General features: G+C 36.6%; 19 protein-coding genes and 1 pseudogene. 9 read left to right on the top strand and 11 right to left on the bottom strand.

Annotated elements, in window-relative coordinates; translation table 11 throughout:
* Positions 1-35: 35 nt before the first annotated feature.
* From GQS55_RS10100 to GQS55_RS10110, 3 genes and pseudogenes are all read left to right on the top strand, one after another.
* Positions 36-2,636 carry a DEAD/DEAH box helicase gene (locus tag GQS55_RS10100; protein WP_159820264.1) on the top strand — a complete coding sequence of 867 codons (2,601 nt, stop codon included), beginning with the start codon at positions 36-38 and terminating at the stop codon, positions 2,634-2,636.
* A 387-nt stretch (positions 2,637-3,023) separates the two neighbouring features.
* A pseudogene (locus GQS55_RS20300) lies at positions 3,024-3,164 on the top strand (hypothetical protein); the annotation flags it as partial.
* Between the two features lie 103 nt (positions 3,165-3,267).
* A complete protein-coding gene (locus GQS55_RS10110) occupies positions 3,268-3,840 on the top strand; it encodes a hypothetical protein (protein ID WP_159820266.1) in 573 nt (190 codons plus the stop codon).
* A 397-nt stretch (positions 3,841-4,237) separates the two neighbouring features.
* Here the strand turns inward: GQS55_RS10110 and GQS55_RS10115 are convergent, their stop codons facing one another.
* From GQS55_RS10115 to radC (GQS55_RS10125), 3 genes are all read right to left on the bottom strand, one after another.
* Positions 4,238-4,798 (bottom strand): tyrosine-type recombinase/integrase, encoded by a 561-nt coding sequence (locus GQS55_RS10115; protein ID WP_159820268.1) that lies wholly within the window; start codon positions 4,796-4,798, stop codon positions 4,238-4,240.
* A 217-nt stretch (positions 4,799-5,015) separates the two neighbouring features.
* Positions 5,016-5,435: a DUF2787 domain-containing protein gene (locus tag GQS55_RS10120; RefSeq protein WP_159820270.1), complete on the bottom strand. Its 420-nt coding sequence runs from the start codon at positions 5,433-5,435 to the stop codon at positions 5,016-5,018.
* Between the two features lie 16 nt (positions 5,436-5,451).
* A complete protein-coding gene (gene radC / locus GQS55_RS10125; RefSeq protein ID WP_159820272.1) occupies positions 5,452-5,934 on the bottom strand; it encodes a RadC family protein in 483 nt (160 codons plus the stop codon).
* A 135-nt stretch (positions 5,935-6,069) separates the two neighbouring features.
* Between radC (GQS55_RS10125) and GQS55_RS20305 the strand changes: the two genes are divergently transcribed.
* The 3 genes from GQS55_RS20305 to GQS55_RS20175 all read left to right on the top strand — a co-directional run bounded on the left by GQS55_RS20305 (position 6,070) and on the right by GQS55_RS20175 (position 7,083).
* Positions 6,070-6,381, top strand: coding sequence for a helix-turn-helix transcriptional regulator (locus GQS55_RS20305; RefSeq protein ID WP_159820274.1), 312 nt, complete (start codon positions 6,070-6,072; stop codon positions 6,379-6,381).
* Positions 6,382-6,805: 424 nt separating this feature from the next.
* Positions 6,806-6,958, top strand: a complete 153-nt coding sequence (locus GQS55_RS19860) for a hypothetical protein (RefSeq protein WP_201294497.1) — start codon at positions 6,806-6,808, stop codon at positions 6,956-6,958.
* Positions 6,959-6,960: 2 nt separating this feature from the next.
* The gene (locus tag GQS55_RS20175) at positions 6,961-7,083 is read left to right on the top strand and encodes a hypothetical protein (RefSeq protein ID WP_268892393.1); all 123 of its coding nucleotides are present in this window, start codon (positions 6,961-6,963) and stop codon (positions 7,081-7,083) included.
* A 42-nt stretch (positions 7,084-7,125) separates the two neighbouring features.
* On the opposite strand, the gene GQS55_RS10135 is transcribed toward GQS55_RS20175, so the two are convergent.
* On the bottom strand, positions 7,126-8,460 hold the full coding sequence (locus tag GQS55_RS10135; RefSeq protein ID WP_159820276.1) for a hypothetical protein: 1,335 nt from the start codon (positions 8,458-8,460) through the stop codon (positions 7,126-7,128).
* 360 nt (positions 8,461-8,820) lie between these two features.
* On the opposite strand from GQS55_RS10135, the gene GQS55_RS10140 reads away from it, so the two are divergent.
* The 3 genes from GQS55_RS10140 to GQS55_RS10150 all read left to right on the top strand — a co-directional run bounded on the left by GQS55_RS10140 (position 8,821) and on the right by GQS55_RS10150 (position 10,914).
* Positions 8,821-9,330: a hypothetical protein gene (locus tag GQS55_RS10140; protein WP_159820278.1), complete on the top strand. Its 510-nt coding sequence runs from the start codon at positions 8,821-8,823 to the stop codon at positions 9,328-9,330.
* 105 nt (positions 9,331-9,435) lie between these two features.
* A complete protein-coding gene (locus tag GQS55_RS10145; RefSeq protein ID WP_159820280.1) occupies positions 9,436-9,777 on the top strand; it encodes a hypothetical protein in 342 nt (113 codons plus the stop codon).
* Between the two features lie 402 nt (positions 9,778-10,179).
* Positions 10,180-10,914 carry an endonuclease gene (locus GQS55_RS10150; RefSeq protein WP_159820282.1) on the top strand — a complete coding sequence of 245 codons (735 nt, stop codon included), beginning with the start codon at positions 10,180-10,182 and terminating at the stop codon, positions 10,912-10,914.
* Positions 10,915-10,924: 10 nt separating this feature from the next.
* Here the strand turns inward: GQS55_RS10150 and GQS55_RS10155 are convergent, their stop codons facing one another.
* The 7 genes from GQS55_RS10155 to radC (GQS55_RS10185) form a co-directional block, all read right to left on the bottom strand.
* Positions 10,925-11,152 carry a hypothetical protein gene (locus GQS55_RS10155; protein WP_159820284.1) on the bottom strand — a complete coding sequence of 76 codons (228 nt, stop codon included), beginning with the start codon at positions 11,150-11,152 and terminating at the stop codon, positions 10,925-10,927.
* A 443-nt stretch (positions 11,153-11,595) separates the two neighbouring features.
* Positions 11,596-12,147 (bottom strand): hypothetical protein, encoded by a 552-nt coding sequence (locus GQS55_RS10160; RefSeq protein WP_159820286.1) that lies wholly within the window; start codon positions 12,145-12,147, stop codon positions 11,596-11,598.
* A gap of 98 nt (positions 12,148-12,245) precedes the next feature.
* The gene (locus tag GQS55_RS10165) at positions 12,246-13,136 is read right to left on the bottom strand and encodes a serine protease (RefSeq protein WP_159820288.1); all 891 of its coding nucleotides are present in this window, start codon (positions 13,134-13,136) and stop codon (positions 12,246-12,248) included.
* Positions 13,137-13,876: 740 nt separating this feature from the next.
* Positions 13,877-14,353, bottom strand: coding sequence for a lecithin retinol acyltransferase family protein (locus GQS55_RS10170; RefSeq protein WP_159820290.1), 477 nt, complete (start codon positions 14,351-14,353; stop codon positions 13,877-13,879).
* Positions 14,354-14,374: 21 nt separating this feature from the next.
* The gene (locus tag GQS55_RS10175; protein ID WP_159820292.1) at positions 14,375-14,935 is read right to left on the bottom strand and encodes a tyrosine-type recombinase/integrase; all 561 of its coding nucleotides are present in this window, start codon (positions 14,933-14,935) and stop codon (positions 14,375-14,377) included.
* A 155-nt stretch (positions 14,936-15,090) separates the two neighbouring features.
* On the bottom strand, positions 15,091-15,513 hold the full coding sequence (locus GQS55_RS10180) for a DUF2787 domain-containing protein (protein ID WP_159820294.1): 423 nt from the start codon (positions 15,511-15,513) through the stop codon (positions 15,091-15,093).
* Between the two features lie 75 nt (positions 15,514-15,588).
* On the bottom strand, positions 15,589-16,062 hold the full coding sequence (gene radC / locus GQS55_RS10185; RefSeq protein WP_159820296.1) for a RadC family protein: 474 nt from the start codon (positions 16,060-16,062) through the stop codon (positions 15,589-15,591).
* Between the last annotated feature and the right edge of the window lie 370 nt (positions 16,063-16,432).

The raw sequence follows: 16,432 nt of genomic DNA on the forward strand, positions 1-16,432 counted from the left end.
TGACATTACTTTTATAGGGATTTAACGAGGTAAGAATGGCGTTTAAAAAGAGAGGCACAAAGCAAACAGCAACAGTCAGTCCTGATCAATTATTCAGGGAACTTCCAAGGAGAAAATTCCCAGATGTCCTCCCGCATCAGCAATCGATCATGCAGCGATACGCAGAAGAGGCAGAAACTAAACCAGACGTAGCTCTGCAATTACCAACAGGGAGTGGTAAGACTTTGGTTGGTCTCCTAATTGCTGAGTGGCGCAGAAGAAAGTTTAACGAAAAAATCGTTTACCTTTGCCCAACAATACAACTGGTAAATCAAGCTGTGGAACAGGCAGAAACAAAATATGGATTAACTGTTTTAGGCTTTACAGGTAGTAAAGGAAAATATGACCCTAGTGACATAGCTAGATACAAACAAGGCATGGCTGTCGCAGTAACCACTTATAGTAGTGTTTTTAATACGCACCCTTTTTTCGATGACCCTGATATTATCATCGTTGATGATGCTCATGCAGCTGAGAATTATGTTTCCAAGCTTTGGTCACTAGAAGTCGACCTGTTTAATGATAATCACCAAGCTTTACATGGGGCTTTATGTTCATTGGTTAAACCATATTTAGATGGTACTAGTTACTCAAGGTTAACTGGAAAATGGGATAGCCCTTCAGACAAGGGATGGGTTGATAAATTACCAACACCAATATTTGATATGATCAAAGATGATCTTGTAGAGGTGTTGGATGAATACACAGACGATAATAATTTAAAGTTTAGTTGGTCAATGCTACGCTCCCATCTTCAAGCTTGTCATTTATACCTATCTTCAAAAAGTTTCTTATTGAGGCCTTTACTTCCACCAACGTGGGCTCACTCTGCATTCACTAATGCGAAACAACGGATTTATATGTCTGCTACATTAGGTGAAGGAGGGGACTTAGAACGATTAGTTGGTCGAAAGAATATCTACAGACTACCAACACCAGATGGATGGGATACACAAGGAGTTGGAAGACGATTTTTCATGTTTCCTTCTCTGACACTTTCAGATGATGAATGTTCTAAACTGAATCTTGAGCTATTTAAAAAATCAAAACGTAGTTTAGTATTAGTACCGAGTGATTCTCAAAGTAACCAAATTCAAGATAATGTGTTGGAACATACTGATTTAGAAGTATTCAATGCAAGGGATATCGAAAACTCTAAGTCTAGATTTGTAACTAATGATAATGCTATTGCTGTAGTAGCAAACAGATATGATGGTATAGACTTTCCAGGAGATGAATGTCGCCTATTAGTAATTGAAGGGCTTCCCAAAACAGTAAATATCCAAGAGCAGTTTCTAATGTCAAGAATTGGTGCAAGGATTCTATTTAATGAAAGAATACAAACAAGAGTTATTCAAGCCATTGGCCGTTGCACGAGGTCTCTTGAAGATTTCTCCGCTGTAGTGGTTAACGGAAATGAGCTCGTTGATTTTCTGGCAGACCCGGCAAGACGAAATTATCTCCATCCAGAGTTACAGGCGGAATTAGAGTTTGGTGTAGATCAGTCTATAGATAGTACTTTTGCTGATTTTGTAGAAAACTATCAGATCTTTGTAGATAACGGAGAAACCTGGGAAGACATCAACAGTGAAATTGTAGATAGTAGGGCACTCAAAACTAAGAAAAAGTTCCCTGGAATCGATAACTTAGCAAATTGTGTTTCATCCGAGATCGATTATGTTACAGCTCTTTGGTCATGTGATTACGAAGAGGCTCTTAGTCAATCAGAACGAATTCTTGGGAGTCTTTCAACGGATGGATTAAGAGGGTATCGTGCATTGTGGGAATATCTCGCAGGCTCTGCTGCATATATGGCGGATAAAAATGGCTACAGTAACTATAAACTTAAAACTAAAGAGCATTTCACAAGAGCGAAAAAAGCCGCTAAGGACATTCCTTGGCTTGTAGGACTTCAACGATTTGCTAACTCTTCAGAAACAGATAACGTGAAAGAAACTCAAGATGTTCTTCTGATGAAGCAGGTTGAAGGAATTGAGAATTTCCTTTCTACGATTGGGTGTATGCATGATAGAAAGTTGTCTCAGAGAGAACGAAAGATAAGAGATGGACTTAACTCGAAAAATCAATTTGAAGAAGCGCATAGGTTACTAGGTGAACACTTAGGTTTTGAGGCAAGAAAAGTAGAAGACGACGCTTCACCTGATCCATGGTGGCAATTAGCTGATCTTTGTTTTGTATTTGAAGATCATGCGAATGCTGAATCTGATACTCTTAGTGCAACAAAGGCCAGACAAGCAGCTACTCATCCAAATTGGATGGTTGAAAATGTAGACTCTTGTGGCTCTAATTCGGTTGAAATTATACCTGTCCTAATATCACCAGTTACTAAAGTAACAAAAGGAGGAGCACCTCATCTTCATAACGTAATGTTTTGGGAGTTAAATGAATTCAAATCATGGGCTCTTCTTGTCCTTGATGCAATTAGAGAGTTAAGAGTTACTTTTCAGGAACCCGGTGATCTAGCTTGGCGTTCTGAAGCAGCAGACAAACTTATGACAGCACGAATTGATGTTAATAACATAAAAGAAATGCTTTGCCGTCAATGTAGTAAAGACATCCTAAAAGTAGTTGTTTAACATTTTGTGTCTAGCAAAGTTTGGGAAATCCAGACTTTGTGATGGAAAATAAGATATTGGAAGAGCAACACCCACTGCCTGACAAAGCAAGGAAGCATAGTTATTAAAAATATATTGATGCTGGCGTTTGTTATATTCGCAGGCTGGAAGATTTACACTGACAGTCAGGTTAAAGTCACTAAGCCTGAACCACAAGTTAAAGTCTGGCCGTGAGTGTTGCCAAAAAGTAAACTGGGACTTTCGTAATGCTCATAATGACTTAGTTAATCTTACGCCAGCTATTGGTGAGGTAGCTGATAGAAGTAACTTACCTTATTCGGAAATCATTGATGAAGAACGAGTATACGGTCAATGTGATTTGAATATGATGCTGTCAATAAAGTCGTCAAACCATCATCACAGGTTAGAGGTGATATTGCTCGTATTCAACTGTACCTAGAAACAACATATGGTCAAGTACTTGGGGTTTTGAGTTTAGTGAGGAAAAGCGTGAGATGCTTGAATAGTGGAATGAAGCAGATCATGTAAGTGATTGGGAAATAGAACGTAACAGGCGTATTTGTGAAGTGCAAGGCTCTGGTAATACTCTTGTATCTACATGTGAGTAAACAAATAACAATAAGGAATACTGATGGTAGATTTACCTTTTTTTCTAGATTTTTCAGAACCTATAGCATGGCTTATAATCCTATGGGGAGCTATTTTTGCCCCAGCATTATATGTTGCCTTGTGGAGATCACCCGACAATGAAAACAAACACAAAAATAAAATGCTAAGGAAAGCAGGTTTTGAGATAAGCTTCGTACTGGTTCCTTTTATCTTATACGCTGTTATTTATGTGTTTTGGAACAGTTTGAATGCATTGCTAATCAGTCCAGAGTTACCTATGGCAGGTTTAATACTTTGCTTTATGTCACTAAGGTGGGTGTTGATAGCCTCAAAGAGATCCAAAGGGCAACTAGACCAAGGTAAAGTTCGAGTACTAAAGATAGTTATTTCGATCATAATAGCTATTCTCTTGATTCTGATAGTCCAGTTGGTTAGTTTCCAGCTTGGCTCAACTGAAACTATTTCACCTTGGTATGGTGTGGTTAACACTTCTCTCTTCAATATATCATTTTATCTGGCATATGGGATTATTGGTGCAATGATGATGTATACAGAGTTGCCAAATGCAATAATCTTTGGCGATCAAAAAGATTAGAGGCTATCTTGCTGCTCCCAGCATTACAGACTAGAAAGCCATTATTAATATAATATGTGTTTTAGCTATCGACGTGAGTAGAGAGCTGAATACGGTTACTTGTGAGCAAACCTATGTGTGATCAAATAATAATCCTGTCGAACTACCTATTATATGTACTCTAATGGGCTATCTTGATTGAATTAAGATTTGTAAAGTCCATTTTGCTGTACTGAACAGCTAGGTACGTAGTACCTAAGCTTTATTTCTCTTGATCTTGAATCTCTTTAACTTCATTCAATCTGAAAAAAAGCTCAGGGTTTACCTACTGAGCTGATAATTCTTATATGCAACATAGTTGGTTCTAGGTGAACAAGTTAACAAAAAGAAAGAGGGCTTTGATAGCCCTCTGTTATGATTAGATCTCTAGATCAACAAAGTCCTTATCAACATCATCTTGGGTAATTCCAATATAACGAAGGGTAACACCAACAGAGCTATGGCGTAGCATGTTCATAACTCTAGCAATATCTTTGGTATTATTATAAAGCATGAATCCTCTAGTCTTGCGTAAACTATGCGAATCGAGCTTTACCTTTACTTCTTCACCTATTTCAGAGAATGCATTAGCAACTGCTCGCCGTGTTAAAGGACGAGCGACTGAGTTGATAGATTGCTGATTTCGGTAAGATTGGAATAAATAAATATGATCAGGGTGGTCTAGTTGGATTTGATTAATCAATAGCTGCGCTTTAACATTTAATTTAATGTTAGCTTGCTTACCGGTCTTGCCTTCTTTTATGATAAGTCTATCACCGTCAATATCAATAAATCTGATTGCGAGGAGATCAGATATACGCAAAGCAAGGTTTAAACCTATGTTAAACACTTGGCTCATTTGCTTACTAAAACGCACTTCTAATAGGTGGCTTATAAGTTTGATTGTATCAGGGTTTTTAATTGCATCTACTGTTGCCATGATGAACTTCCTTTTTTGTCGTGAGACACCGTTATGGGCACTTCAGGCACGTTTATATAACCAACCCCTTATTCTATAAGGGATCGCAACTTCCCATATCTTCAATTTGGGTAGTTGAGCTTTCTATGCCGTATCGGTGTTTAAATTGTTAAAGTAGCCAGGGTTGAGTACCTTTGTATTGCAGTGCTGGCGTAACGCCAGCCGTATTGTTATTCGACTATCTAAAGTTGATTGTGGTTTGGTAAGCATTCGTCGTCTGGTAATCTATAAAGTTACTGATGAACAGCTTTACCAACGCCTTTCCATCGCAGTGATTATGCCAACCGCTAAATAAGCTAAAGACGCGTTTAGTCTCAAAACACACATCAATCTCTCTTTCGAGTTCAGGGTATTGACCACCAGAGTATGAAAAGTCAGTCATGTATATGAATTGCCATTGGTCGTTGTGTTTTTCCATACGTAACTCGACCGGATGGTAACCACCACGCTCAGCTGAATAGCTCGGGTCTCTAAAGTTGAAGGTTAGGGCATTTAGATCTTGCTCAGGTGTTTCTACCTTCGCCAGTTCACGATTAAGTAACTTATGTAGTTTTACAGGCACAGTGAAGCCCTGTACTTTGTCAAAGTTCAGTTGCATGATTATTACTCTCTTGTTAATTAATGATAGTTGACGCGACGGGTAGTAAATTGCTTTCTGCGAAAGACATGACTGTTTTACCAATAATCAAATGGTCTAACACTCGAACGTCAATTAGGCCCAGTGCGTTGACTAGCCGTTGGGTGATATCTTTATCAGCTTGTGATGGCTCAGATATACCTGAAGGGTGGTTGTGGGCTAGTATCACTGCTGCGGCGTTTACTTGAATTACAGCTTTCACCACTTCCCTTGGGTAAACCGCGCATGATCCTACAGTGCCGTAAAACAGCTCCTTATATTCTATCAACTCATGCTGATTATTTAGTAGCAGCACGGCAAACACCTCATGCCCATTAAGCTTGTAACTTAAATACTCTTTAGTCGCTTGGCTGTTACAGAAAACGTCTTCATGTAGATATTTATCAGCAATAATATTTGCAGCGGTTTCTAGTATCTGCATGGCTGTTTGTGACCAGTTAGTCGTAGTTTTAGTATGCATAATAAGGCTCCTTAAGTTAGCTAAATCACTTATGCCATTGATGATGTAGGTCTATAAATCCGTTGTATAGATTTTCAAAGTAGTAAAAAAATACTGACCTTCCTCATGGTTTGAATGAAACCAGAGGAATTCGAAATGGCACTAATAAGATTAAAAGAAGTTAAGCAATACACGGGCCTTGGCAGAAGTAGCATCTACAAGTTTATGGCAGAAGGTCGATTCCCTAAATCAGTATCGCTTGGTGAACGTGCAATTGCTTGGGTAGACACTGAGGTTGAAGACTGGGTACAAGAAAAGATAGAACAACGTGATGAAAACCAGCAGGGTGCAACGGTTAGTGAAGTTAAGCCACTTAAAGACGAAGATGTTATTGCTTGGATAAAAGATAAACTTAAGCAGAACAGTGTGGGTGAATCAATCGAGTGGCTGGTGAAAATTATTTCATAAACGATTAGCAAAACTAAGCGCAGTTACAATGTTATTTACTACCTAAACTTAATCAACCCGGTAATACAACTAAACCCAAGATGTAGCACTCGACTACTTTCATATCTAAGTACCGTAAATAACTTCAGAACAATCATGAGATTAGCATTTACTTTACTCTTCGCATTAACCACGCTAGTAATGGCATCATTAAAGGCTGAGACATTAAAAGTCGCTTCATGAAACATTGCCTGGCTCAGCTCGCATAAGTTCAACCAGCACAGAGTGGCGCGTAAGGTGTTACGTGACTAATTTTATTACTATTCCTCAGCAAAAATTGGTTTTGAACAACTTCCCCCCCACCAAAACTGAAAATGGTATAGGCATAATTCATTTCGTTAGCAGAGGCTTCTGTTAATAATCATTTAATTTAAGGAGTGTACCTATGAGTGCCAATAAAACCCCAATGACAACTGACGCAGCCCGCAGAATTCAAAGTCAAACAGCTAAGGCGAATGACGGAAAAATCACTAAAGGCAGCTTTGCAGCTAAAGCGTTAAGTGCAGCTGAAAAAAATAAAAATAATGGAGTAATATAAATATGTCACAACATGATATCGACAATCGCGCTGACCAACTAAACCCCGAAAATGATGCCTACTGGCAAAGTCGTGGTGAAGATGACCGACCTGATGACTGGCAAGAACAGCTAGATAACGACTAATATGTATTCTCTTCATTAATCTATAGAGCCAATAATATAAAACTACCATGTTGCTGGCTCTGTTTTCTCAAGTTCTTTCTTTAAATTTGTTTGGTAATAATTAGGAACCTTCGATAACACTTTTTTTATGATTATTTCAGCATCTGCCTGATTACAATTATCATTTTGGCTTTGTTCTATAAACTCATCAATTAATTTATCCATTGCTATTACTGTTTTACACATAAAAAAGGTAACTAAACCACGAGAGGTATTGGCATATTTATCTAAATTTTGTATAAAAACCGTTAATTTTTCTCCACTTGGTAGATTCTGACCATTTCGCCAATCTTTAAGCTGATTATATTGTTTATCCCTTAGTGATTCGCCAAACTCACTTGGCTCACTTTCATCAATTTCAATACAACTTGCTAATTTCCTATAGCCTTCATTTTCATTAGTTTCAGACAAAACAGACTTAAATTCTTTTAGCAGACCAGCGAAACAAGTTTTGATATTTTCCTGCCTTGCATAAGCATTGATTGCTTTAGTAACCATACCAAGTTCATTTTCAGCTTTTTCTTTATTGGTTTCATAATACATGCGACATCCAATTTCATAATGCGTAATAGCCTCCAAATAAAAATCAAAAATTAAAGAACAATAACTTTCAATAAATGTTAATTTTTGCTGTTCAGTTAATTGCTTTTGTTGCTCATTAAATTCAATAAGTTCAGAGAGTTTTAGAATGGTTGAAGGTGATATATTGGGGCAGTTAGCCCATAAAGATTGTTGGAATTTAGTTGCTGAAATATTATCTTTAAGCTTTATTTTTCCTACTTTAAGATCTTTTTTAAACTCCAGCATTAAATTTACTTCTGTATTGCAACGCTGCTCAATAAAATTTAGAAGTGGAGAAAACTCATCCAAGTCATCATGACCTGAATGTTTACAACCTTCTTTAAATGAGTGTATTGCAGGAAACCAATATATCGCATTAGACTTCGCTTGAGCAGCACGTATGGATTTAGCAATCACCTTTTTAGGAAGTAGATTTTCAAAAGGTACTGGAAGCAATTTAAGCCATTTAATTATTTTCATTGTTGTTCTTAAACCAACACCTTTATTGAACAAGGCATATTTACTGGTACGAGAAATTTTCAATGGTTTTTTGTATTGAGCTTCAAAAATATCTATGAATTGCTTTTGGTTGGTAATAAACCCAAACACAGAAGAAACTTCGCTTATGGGCGGCAAGTAAAAAGATGGTGATTTACAATCATTAATTTTTACTTTGTTTTCCTTATCGACACTTTCTTTTAATTCATCATAAAACTTACCTAATATGGCATCATTTTTTTTAAAAATGGTAGCGTGTTTATCTTTTGCATCATCCATGTGTTATATATTCCAAAAATTACTTTTACTAAAAGCCTACTATACATGGTTAAGCCAGTAAGTATAAAATTGCAAGCAGTTGTATTAATCTTCAAGTTTTCGCAAAATCAAAATAAATTTCTGTTTTATGTTCCAAGTTACTGTTAAGCAATACCAATCACTGGCATATTGAACGTGCAGAAGTCATAGCATTTAACATTAGCGTGACAGGCTCCTGAGCCACCAAAGCGGTCGTTCATCATCAAATTACTAATGATCACTTTGTGCGTAGAGGGGGATTAGCGTACAAAATTTATCAATACTTTTTCTAATACGCTATTATCTATCTTTTAATAAAATGTAACCTTACAAGGGAGGTTTATGGAAACTCAAGCGGATATTAATTGGAAGTCATATGCTTCTACTTTTTTAAATGACAAAAATATAAAATTGCGAGTAGGCTCTAAATTTAAGACAGCCTTTCCGTGGATAAATGGAGTTGTTACACCTGCAATGCCTACACGCATGTTGTCAAACGTGGTGGTTTTTGAAAGTTGGCAAAATCCTCACAATATGCGGATTGCAAAAGAAATAGTAAAATCAAATAAAAAAATTACGTTGAGAGAGTTAGTAAGTGAAATGTTAATCACTAGTGAGATCCCATATATTTGGTGGTTATATCCAGTGAGTACAAAAGTTAGAGCAATTCACGAAGATGCTAACGGAATTACATTTATAAAATTAAATAATAAATGGCAAATGGTTTTCTCTTCAAAAATGGTTGGTGCGCTTGTAGGTGCTCAAGGTGGTTTAAATACTGAAAGTTTCCCTCCTAATTCATACTTTATTTCATGGGAAAATGAAGAGTTAGCGCGAAACCATGCTAAGTAGTATGGCTATAAGTCACTTAAAAGGATAAAAACAGTTGGTTAGGTTCCGCTTGAGTGGCCGTTGGTGCATTTTGCTTTAACTTTTAACTGTAGGAGTAGATAGCATATGGTAGAACAAAATATAAAAACGCCTTGTGATTTGAATCAACTAGTCTTATGTCCTAGATGTCACTGTGAAATTAAGGAAAAAAACTTAAAAAAGCATATTTCTCGTGTTCATATAAATAAATCAAAAAAATCTAAAGCGATCGCTAAAGATATAGCAGAGCGAAAAGAGTTGAGAACAGATAATTCGTTTTATAGTGACAAAGATATCGCTATGTATTTAGCAGAAAATCCCGTAGTAAGCCAAACAGGTATATTTGGTGTTCCACAAGATAAGTATCGTTGGGGGAGTTTCGGCGTTAGTTCAATGGAATATGATTCATGGTCAAAAAATGATAAATAAACTATAAGTTATTAAAGCCGGACAATGAATGAGGCGTTATCAATACAAAATATAATCCTAAACGTCATTTCGAGATCAACGAATAATGTCCGCAGTGTAAAGGCTTCATGAGAGTGTTTGATAAGTAACTAAAAATAAAACAAGCTCTTTATAATTTGCTGTATGGGATTCGTAGCCAGTTATTTCTGCTTAAATATAAATAGGTATTACTTTCATTACTTAATTTTATAAATATTTATTCAGTAAAGTTGATTAAACTTATCTTCAATGCGATTCGTGGTTTTGAGTGTTAAGCTTGAGACCTTGGGCACTTAGCACGTAAACCACTAAAGTCGAGCTAGGCCTTGCACTCAATATAGATGACAGGCATATTCATGTAATAATTAACTCATAGGTATACGAATGAAAAAAATTATTAGCTTATTGGTTGCCATTTTAATCGCAACCCCTGCTATAGCAGCAAACCAAGAAATACAGTCCTTTAGCAAAGCCAAAAGACTGTTAGAGCAAAAGGTGTATAACGAACACCGAAAAACACTTTATTGTGATGCAGAGTTTACTGCCAACAAAGAAGTAATAACGCCTAATGGATTTTCCACTGATAAATATGTTAAACGCGCTAAAAAAATAGAATGGGAACATGCATTACCAGCAGAGAACTTTGGGCGTACTTTCAGTGAGTGGCGTGATGGTCATGAGCAATGTGTTAGCAGTAAAGGAAAGGCATTCAAAGGTCGTAAATGCGCAGAGAAAGTAAATATTGAATACCGATATATGCAAGCAGACATGTTTAACCTTTATCCTGCTATTGGTGCGGTTAATGCTTTAAGGAGTAACTATAATTTCACCATGCTACCTGATGTTAAAAGTGATTTTGGTAGTTGTGCAATGAAAATTGAAAACCGTAAGGCCGAGCCGCCTGAAGCAGCCAGAGGAAGAATAGCGCGTACTTATTTATATATGGAAGAGTCTTATAAGCGATACAACATGAGTAAAGCACAACGCCAGCTAATGACCGCTTGGGATAAAATGTATCCCGTAGATTCGTGGGAATGTAGCAGAGCAGAGAAAATTACTGTCCTACAGAAAAACCAGAATAATATTGTTAAAAGTCGGTGTGATGCTCTAAACCTTTAGTTGATACACGTCACATAAAGTAAGTAAATTCGGGGTTGTAATCAATCTTATCAAATAAGAACGAATCTACATCACCCCGTTTTACTTGTTCAATGTATAAATATGCTAGTTCTATTGAGCCAAAGTAAATATCGATTGCGTTAAGGGCGTGTGATTTAGAGTGAATTAGCTCAGTATGTTGATTAGTCGCTATAAATAACCAAGTATCAACAAGTACGACTGGTGGGTATCCTTTCATATCGTCATCATCCTTAATGTATCGTTATTTAACTATAGAACATTATTTTTAGAATACGAATTCCGACAATGGGTATTTAAACTATGTAAAGTATTAATTAAATATATATTCATTATAAGTAGCAGATTTACTTCACAGATAAATTTAACAATAATTTATTTACAAAGACATCCCAGTTATATCCAGTCACACCACCAATAGCTACATACCCTAAACTGGCTCGAATAGGGTCTGATTCATTTGCAATATCTCCAGTTAAAACGAGTAACCCGCTTTGTACTATTGCGAATACAAGGGAACCTACCAGAGTTGCGAGTCATGGCGTAAGGAAAAAACAAATATGTCTAGTAATTAAGGGCCTAATTCCTATGAAATGATGTAATACTTAAAATTACGCCATAAACCTACCGTTTTATACAGTAAATTTATGGCTTTGTTATGACTTACATAACAGATATTGGTTCTAACTTTATCTCTATTTTTTTCTCTATGCAGCTTGCTGCCTTGAGATCCTTAGCTGAAATGCTACTATTTTTAATAAGTCTATTTGATGTGGAAGAATCATCTGATTTTTCAGCAGCCAATTCATCTAATTTAGGGACTTTATAGTAAGGCAATAAGGTTCCTAGGATACTATTAATTGAATCAACACCTGTACTTGCTTCGGAGTTAATACTTATATTTGAGGCCAAGCCCTTGTCATTAAAAGTAACATCAAACTTTCCATTGGCAAATTGGGACGGGTCAAAATTCACATAATAATATTCATCTGAAGTAACGTAATCATAAGTTTCTGATATTTTTGTATCATTACAAAGTTCTGGATTTTTTGCTGCCTTAATAGCTTTAAAATAAGTGGTTTTTATAACCTTAACAAGGCGTGGTTTTGGAACAGGTATACCTTTTGATACACTACCATCGTGATTAAATGTTTCAAGATTGGTTGCGCATCCAGATATAACTGCTATTAAGAAAGTATACATAATTATCTTCATTTTACATTTCCTTTTAATTAGTTGATCCATAACTTTTATTGTCGTAGCATTAATAAAGCCCGTTCCCCATCGGTAGTAGAACGAAATTTTTAGTTAGACTAAAGCCCTGATAATACTGTATTGATCCATTTACCATAGTTAGCTACTCGGGTGTAAACGCCATAATAATTTTCCCTAGCGCATCCAGTTCCAAAACTTACAACACCAACTTGGCTCCATGCATCTCCAACCTTAAATAAAAGCGGTCCACCGCTATCTCCTTGGCAAGAATCTTTACCGCCACCCTTTTCGCCTGCACAAATCATGTTTTCAGTAAGGTTGGAATATGCAGATTTACAAATATTGTTTGCTACAACAGGAACAGTGACCTCTTGCAATGTTTTTGATGTAATCCCCCCCTCGGAAAGTCGTCCCCAACCAATAACCGTAACTTTCTTTCCTGCTGTAACATTAGCAAGCTGAGTATAAATATTTAAAATTAAAGTGTTTTCTGCATTTTCTGAAAGCTCAACTAATGCTATATCGTTGTCGCTTGTATCTGAGTTGTATAATGGATGTGGTACGAATCGGTTTATTTTATAAATTCTTCCGGTGTTTGTAGTTAAATCATGTCTTCCTATGATGACGACATCTGATGTATACACTTCACAATGCGCGGCAGTCAAAAGCCAACTTTTGGCTATTAGGCTTGCTCCACAGTATGAACTCAAGAGGCCAGAACTGTCGGAGTAAGCAAGGGATACTGCCCATGGATAGGCATTTACTTCTGTCTCTCTCCCTCCAACTATTTTAGGTTCAAACTTTTTTTGATGTTCAAGTATTCGTTGCATCCTTTCACTTGAAATTTGATGTGATTTTTCTACCGCTCGATCAATTGCCTTCTCCATGTTCGCATTACTCTCCTGGAGTAATTTGGAAATAGGGCTGAGGTTTTCTGCATCAACAGGTAGTGTGCAAAGAATCACAATCATAGCAATAATATAGTTCATAACAATCTCCTTGATTAAGTTAAATTTGGCACCACTTAATTATTGATATCCAGTGTACTTCAGCCTTTTATTATCTGTATTTCAGCGTTAATACTTTCGCAATAAAATGTTAAAATAAACATTACTTTGCATAATAGCTAAAATTAACTTTAGTCTATAATTTAGATAATTACCTATTTTTATCAAAATGAGTAAGTGAAAGTCAGATGTTTCTTTAATTAATGCTCCTAGCGCGAAGTTCAAAAAACTTTGCGCTGCAAACGACTGAAAAATTAAACCCGCTCAAATTAAAAGTCTTTTCAAGTTTCGTTTTAAATTCTCTATGTCAGCTCCGTTGGATCATTTGTCGCTCGATAAGCCAAGATTAACATCCGCTTTTCGTATCTAAGTGAACATAAACTTGCATACGTAATAAAACAAGTTTGATCATTCTGATGGGTAAGGCTAAAGTATATTGGTTTGAAAACTTAAAAAAGTTCAAGTAAAATTACTTATTATATGTACTCTGAAAGGGCTATTTAATTCTGTAAAGGATTGAATTTTATAAAGCCCTTTTTGCTGTATAGAAAGCAGAAGGTACGTAGTTCCTTCTATTCTATTTCACTTGATCTTTATTTCTAGCGCTACTATATCCTCGTTAATCCATTAGTTAATATGCAGGGTTCTACCTAAATCATTTGTGGTTAACTATACAGACAAAAAAAGAAGCATTAGCTATTACCGCTAAGCTTCTTTATATGTTAATCAGAATCCCACTGTCTCCAGGTATTAGTATTCAGGTGGTTTTTAGCTTCATCTTTTAACATCCACATAAATGAACAGCTATTTTCAAAGTCACCATTAATACAACCAGCAGTAAACTGATGGCAATTATCTATGATGACATTGTAATTTCTATTTGCTCCTAGCATTTGGATGGCGCTATCAGCAATGTAGCGTTTACCTGTCGCATAATCACCTTTACATGAAACATAAATATTAACGGCTGTAGTATTGGCCATGAAGCCTTTAGGGCTAACAGCCTCGATTAACCCATTACCATTTAAATGGACTATTTGATTATTGCCAATATAAACACCACTATGTTCAGCATAACCAAAGGCTAAATCACAATAAACAATACTTCCTACTGCTGGTGTCACTGAGTCTCGACATGAATCAATTGCGCCTTCAATAAAGTTTACTAATGGAGCAACAAAGGGTAATAAATGTAGCATAATGACTTTCTCCCTATAAAGTTATAGCTCTAGATTAATAAAATCATTATCAATACTTTCTTGGGTTAAACCGATGTATCTAAGCGTTACCCCAGTCGAGTTATGGCGCAGCATCTTCATTACTTTTGTTATGTCGTTACTTTGCTTGTACAGCATATAGCCCCTGGTTTTGCGTAAGGAATGCGTACCTAGATTGATTTTCGTTTCTACGCCTACTTCAGCAAAAGCTTTAGCAATATATCGCCTAGAAAGCGGCATAGGAGCCTTGTTTAGTGACTGTTGATTTCGATGTGATTGAAAAAGGTATAAGTGCATTGGGTGCTCTTGCTTAATTTTCTCTACAATAGCTAATGCCTTTTTGTTTAGCTTGATGTTAGCAAGCTTCCCTGTTTTTGATTCTTTGACTAACAATCGGTCGTCGTGAATATCACTGAACTTAATGGAAAGTAAGTCGCTTATTCTAAGCGCAACGTTAATTCCAAAATGCCATACATGGCTTAACTGTTTAGAAAAGCGTATTTCGAGTAAGTGGCCTATCAGGTTAATTGTGTCTACGTTTTTAACTGCTTGTACTTCAGCCATAGTCTTGTTCCTTTTTTGTTGTGAGACGCGTTTTACGGTACTTCAAAGCCACCTAATTGCTAGAGACCTTGATACACATAGCTTCCCAAGTACCCGTTTTGTCTAATTGGGTACTTGAGTTATTTATGCCGTTAACGGTGTGTGGGTTGTTAGTTTTAATGCTCAAAACCTATTCTTGCGTTGTAAACATCCATATCGTGATATGCAATGAAGTTAGTCAGAAACAATTTGATCAACTTCTTAGCATACCGATCAGTTGACCAACCACTGTATAGGCTATAAGCGCGTTTACTTTCAAAGCACACGTCAATATCTTTAGCTAATTCAGGATAAGGGCTGCCTTGATATGAAAAATCGGTTATATAGACAAACTCCCATTGGTCGTTATGTTTCTCTAATCGCATTTCAACCGGGTGATACCCGCCACGCTCAGCTGAATAACTTGGATCTCTAAAATTGAAGGTGAGGGCATAAGCGTTTAACTCTTGCTTTTCAACCTGAGCTAATTCGTGATTAAGTAAGGAGTATAGTTTTGTAGGCACAGCAAAGCACTGCTGCTTATTAAAGTTCAGTTTCATTACTAAATACTCTTTGGTTTTAAATGAGGGAAATTGTTTGGAAGTGAATTTGTATTACGATTATTGGGTAAGGGCTTATAACAAGCAGTGTTCCGCAAATGAATAACAGCTTTCACCCACAATAACGTGATCAAGTACACTAACGTCTATTAAGGCCAGTGCGTCTTGTAGTCGTTTTGTAATCTGTTTATCAGCAATAGACGGCTCTGCAATACCAGAAGGGTGGTTATGAGCGAATATTACCGCAGCTGCATTTTCGTTAAGCACCGCTTTTACTACTTCGCGTGGGTATACGCTGGCGGCATTAACGGTCCCGAAAAATAACTCCTGGTAATCTATCAGTTTGTGCTGGCTATCTAGCAACATTACCGCAAAAACTTCTCGCTCATAATTTCCTAATTTGAATCGTAGAAAGTCTCTGGTCGCTTGACTACTAGTAAACGCATCCTCACGAACATATTTGCATGCCAGTATTTCAGCTGCTTTTTCTAATATTTGATTTTCAGTCATTGGCTCATGTGTGACATAAACCTTGTTTGAATTACGCATAATCAAAGCTCCTTTATTAACTTATGTGTATATGCATAAAAGTAATATAGGTTTTGAATTTTTTAGGATCGGCTTTGATACTGCACTAGATAGGGTAAGTGTAAATTCAATGGCTGACGGTTCAGAGAAAGCTAGATATTGAATGTCTTACGAAGATTTTGGGAAATGATAAGACATTAAACCAGTCAGATAAGTATACTGCACAGAAAAGTATCTTGGGTGCCTTATCAATAAATTCTTCTACACTAGCTATAGCGATTGCGGAGATGGAGCGCTTGGGGTTGGCTGTGATGCAGGAGCATTTATGTGCCAGGGGAATAGATTTAGTTACTGTCGCGGTAAAATAGGTTAGCATCAAAAAACTGAAAAG

This window comes from Colwellia sp. 20A7 (assembly GCF_009832865.1).
GTDB lineage: Bacteria > Pseudomonadota > Gammaproteobacteria > Enterobacterales > Alteromonadaceae > Colwellia.